The following is a 4709-nucleotide window of genomic DNA, read 5'->3' on the forward strand; positions in this document are numbered from 1 at the left end:
AATCGGTAAGAAAGCCCGAAGAGCATTGTGGACTAGCATTTCTAAAGGCTTATTTAGAAGCACGTGATATATGCACTGATATATTAGATGCTTATGCTAAAAGGTTATCTATAACAGAATGCTTAAGCTATATAATGGAGTGGTTAAAACAGGATGATAATTGTTATATTGGGATATCGCCTTTTGTGACAAGCCATGAGAATTTCATAATTGTAGGCGAATACATAAAGAGAATCAGCCCATCTGCAATCGTATTTGCAGGAGGACATTATGCTTCTCTTAATAAAGAATACCTATTAAGAACATATGGATGGTTAGATGCAATTATTGTTGGAGAGGGTGAAATATCTCTTTATGAGATGCTGATAAATCCTTTTAATGTTAATGTCGCGGGAGTATATAGAAGGGGACTCGAAGATAAGTTCATAAAACGAGAAAGGATTAAAAATTTGGATGTTTTGCCATTTCAGGCAAGATATCTTACACCTAATGAACTTGAAGGACAACCATTTGCAATTACAACTAGCAGGGGATGCTATGGTGAATGTAGCTTTTGCAGTATATCTTCATTTTATAAATTAAATGATTGTATAAAGCAAACATTTAGAAGTTCTCAATCTGTTTCAGCTGAAATACATAGATTGGTTGATGATTATAATATATCTTCATTAAAAATTGTTGACGATAATTTCTTCAGAGACAAGTCAGATGATTTTTTAGATGAATTAGTTAATGAATTATCAGATTTAGAAATATCATTTAGATTATCTGCACGTCCTAATGATATTACTGAATATCGAGCTAAAAAACTTAAAGAACTCGGGGCAACTGTTATCGGTATTGGAGCTGAAAGTGCTCACGAAGATTCATTGAGATTATTTAATAAAGGAATCGGCATTTCATATAGTGATAGGGCTATTAAGTATTTATCGGATAATAGCATTACGTGTTTGGTCAATTTCATTATGTTTAATCCAATCATAGATATTGATGGGGTTTTAGAAAACTGTTTATTTGTTGAGAAACACATGCATGAGTCTTTATTTCATAGAATAAATTCTCATTTATGGATTAGAACAACAGATCCGATTGTTGATAAGTTTGTTGAACTCGGGCTGTGCGATAGACAAGGTTTTCCATATATTGAATGCAGGTATAAAAATAAGGAAATTTTAAGAATTCGAAAGATATTTGATATCTGGTGTAACCATAATATGAAAGAGTATTATGCTGACGCAGATATATTGATGGCCAATGGTATTGTTGGTAACGAGCACATATATGAGCATTATAAAAAAATGCTTGAGCAGGACGTAGAAATGCTAAAGGATCTTGTTATGATGTGCAAAGAGAACCGCTTGGAGCAAGACGGAGAAAAATATGTAAGAAAATGTATGGAGGAAACAAAGTGAAGACATATTTGATAAATATGCCATTTTGTGAGCAAGAATACACAAAATTTTCTGAAAAATGGGATTACATAGAAGATGAATATATCGGTGTAAATATTATTCATGCCCTTTTACTGAAGTATAATGTTGAAGTAACTAAATGTGATAAAAACTGTTTGGCAGATATGATAACAGATATTATGACAAATAGTTTTGATGTGGTAATGATCTCTGTAATGCAAACTTCCGCTCGTCTTACACATGAATTTGTTAAACGTTTAAGAGCAGAAGGTTATAAGGGTATCATTTTTATTGGTGGTTGGTTCGCCAAGTTATCGTGGAAGTACATTTATGACAATGATTGGGATGTAGACTATGTTTGTTACGTGGATGCTGAAAACGTGTTTCCATTGTGGTTGGACAATCCAAATCAAGATATTATTGGAATTGTTACACGAGAGAATTTTTTATCTCAAGCAAAACTTACAAAGAATCAAGTGCGAGAAACTGATTCTTGGCCAGACAATTATTGCAGTCCTTTGAGAGAAGCTGGGCGAAAAACATATCGTCTTGAAACCAGTAGAGGGTGTCCGCACGCATGCTGTACTTTTTGTAGTCTGTCATGTGTAAATATTATTAAAGGCAAGTGGAAGCCTCTCCCGTTAGGAATAGTCACTTCCGAGATTATAAAAATTCATGATACATACGGAGTAACTAGGTTTTCATTAACAGATGATGATATGTTGGGACCTATTGATGGAGCCGAAGTAAGAGCAAAAGAATTTCATGATGCAATAAAGCAGCTTCCGTTTAGTATTACTTTTTCAGGTTCGATTTCAGTTAGAGCTGCTACTAATGGAAGAATATTAGATTATCTTGTTGATGCAGGTCTTGAGCAATTAGGAATTGGTTTCGAATCAGCTGATGCTGAACAACTAAAACGTTATAATAAGCAACAATCTTTAGAGGAGAACTTTATTGCTGCTAAAAATATTGTTGATAGAGGTATAAATTTGATTCCGGGATTGATTACTTTTGACCCATTTGCGACAAAAGATACCATTAGAAAAAACTTAGATTTTCTTTTTAACCATTTACATCATTACGATTTGGGTAAATTGACAAAAAAATTATATGTAATTACAGGGACCCCGATTGCCAAACTAGTCGAGAAAAATAACTTACTTGTAGGCAACTACCTAAATTATGAGTATCGGTTTATGCATGAAGATACTGAACGGCTTTATCAAGCTTTTCAAAAGTACACTGAATTGGTTAAAGATATTCAAATTGAAGTTAATAAGCGTGGCTTAGCTTTCAACAAGAAAATTGGTAGTCATCATCAAAATGTAGCGGAACGAATTCTTGCAAATGAAGATTGGGAAGCTTATGCCATAAGAGAAATAGAGGAAATAAGAAAAGAAATGGATGGTGTTCAATAATGAGAAAATGGAATATTGGATGGGGGACAATCTCTCATTGTAATATGAATTGCCAATTCTGCTATAGTAAATATAGAAGAAAGAATAGTAAAGATCTTGGCTATGCTGATTGGGTCAGATTTATCGATGAGAATCATGAAAAGATTAATTCGATAAATTATGGGACTGGTGAGAATACATTAGATGAATCATGGTTTGATTTGGTGGCCTATATTAGGAATCATTATCCTGAAATACGACAGGCACTAACTACAAATGGACATCTTGCAGAAGCGGTCAAGGATGAAAAATGCTTAAATGCTTTTATTGAAGGTATAGATGAGGTTGATGTATCGTTAGATTTTTGTGATGCTAAAAAGCATGCGGAATTTAGAGGGCAACCAAAAGCATATGGATGGGCAATCGATACATTAGCTCTGTGTGAAAAATATAAGAAGCCTACAACAATCGTTTTTCTTGGAAGTGAGAAAAATGTTTCTCGTGAGAATATTGATGGACTCTTTAGTATTGCCAAGGAATACGGTGCCATACTTCGTATGAACATGTATAGGCCGACAGAAGGGGTAAATGATCTTTCAAAACAGTTTATTATCTCGTACGAGACATTTGTTGATGCGTTAAATTATATTGCTAAGCAACATCACATTATTTCAATGAATGATGCACTATTTTCTTCCTTCTTAACGAATGAAACTGTTGCCGATCCATCAGGAGATCGTAGTATTAGAATACTTGCAGATGGAAGCATTACTCCTAGCACATATCTCATTGATGAGAATTATATTGTAGCAAATATCACAGAGCCTAATGTTCTTGATAAAATTGAAAAGAGTAACATGTTGACAAATTTGATTGTAAAAACCATACCGAGTGAATGTAAGGGATGTGCTTACGAAAATTCATGTGCTGGTGGAGTTTATGATAGAAGATACTTATGGTATGGAACACTAGAAAAAAAAGATCCATATTGTCCTGGAGTATTTCATGCGAGAAATAATCAGCCAATAGAAATAACAGCTTCAGATTTTGTATCTGTTCATGATGGATATTTGCCAACCATTTTCTTTAGACCGAAGGGAGATTAATATGAATAAATATGATAATGAATTTTGGGAAATGATGGATAAACTATTTGAAAAATATGATATCGAAATAGATAGACCGAAAGGAAGCGCACATCCAAAATATTCAGATTATATTTATCCATTGGATTATGGTTTCTTAAAAGGAACAGTCTCTTCCGATGGTGCAGGAATTGATGTATGGGTTGGAAGTAGCAATGTGAAACGCGCTAATGCCATAATTAGTTCTGTTGATTTTATTAAAGGTGATTCTGAAATCAAAATTTTATATGCATGTACAAGTGATGAAATCGAATTAATTTATAATGATCATAACAGAAGCGACGGAATGAAAGGTATTATGACAGTGCGATAAAAATGCAAGAGGGTGTTAACTGATGATATCATACTCTGCTTAGTTTCCGATAAATGAACGATTAGATTGGAATCAGGGAAGTATGCAAAGTTTGAAAAATAATCTTCACCTCCAAGTGCTCTCCATTGCGTAATCTTGAAAGACGATAATGTACAATTGTTATTTTTACAGGCAAAATAGCCTAAATGCGATGAATTTTCGTGTCCAACTTTTTGTCCGCAGACTCGTTCTTTCCTTCAAATAGGCGCAGTTATCTTATATTAGTCGTAGCTAAAATTATTGACAAAAATATATTGACATTGTCGAAAATATATGTTATATTTATAATATAAATATCATTTTTGCGTGACTGTAATAATGATTTCTGTATTATCGAATTTTGCGCACATAATCACACAATAAAGTATAAGAACCTGTCTTCACAAGCGTATACACGTGT

At 33.5% G+C, this 4709-nt stretch carries 4 protein-coding genes; all 4 read left to right on the forward strand.

The window, feature by feature from the left end:
• The coding region (locus QZL66_RS08180) for a B12-binding domain-containing radical SAM protein (protein WP_293602031.1) at positions 1-1412 on the forward strand (1412 nt) is incomplete at its 5' end.
• Positions 1409-2833 (forward strand): B12-binding domain-containing radical SAM protein, encoded by a 1425-nt coding sequence (locus QZL66_RS08185; protein ID WP_022411237.1) that lies wholly within the window; start codon positions 1409-1411, stop codon positions 2831-2833. The genes QZL66_RS08180 and QZL66_RS08185, both read left to right, overlap by 4 nt.
• A complete protein-coding gene (locus QZL66_RS08190) occupies positions 2833-3918 on the forward strand; it encodes a radical SAM/SPASM domain-containing protein (protein ID WP_022411238.1) in 1086 nt (361 codons plus the stop codon). The genes QZL66_RS08185 and QZL66_RS08190 overlap by 1 nt, the downstream gene beginning before the upstream one ends.
• A gap of 1 nt (position 3919) precedes the next feature.
• On the forward strand, positions 3920-4270 hold the full coding sequence (locus QZL66_RS08195; protein ID WP_022411239.1) for a hypothetical protein: 351 nt from the start codon (positions 3920-3922) through the stop codon (positions 4268-4270).
• Positions 4271-4709: the final 439 nt, after the last annotated feature.

The sequence above is a fragment of the Ruminococcus sp. CAG:330 genome (genome assembly GCF_000437175.1).
GTDB lineage: Bacteria > Bacillota > Clostridia > Oscillospirales > Ruminococcaceae > Ruminococcus_C.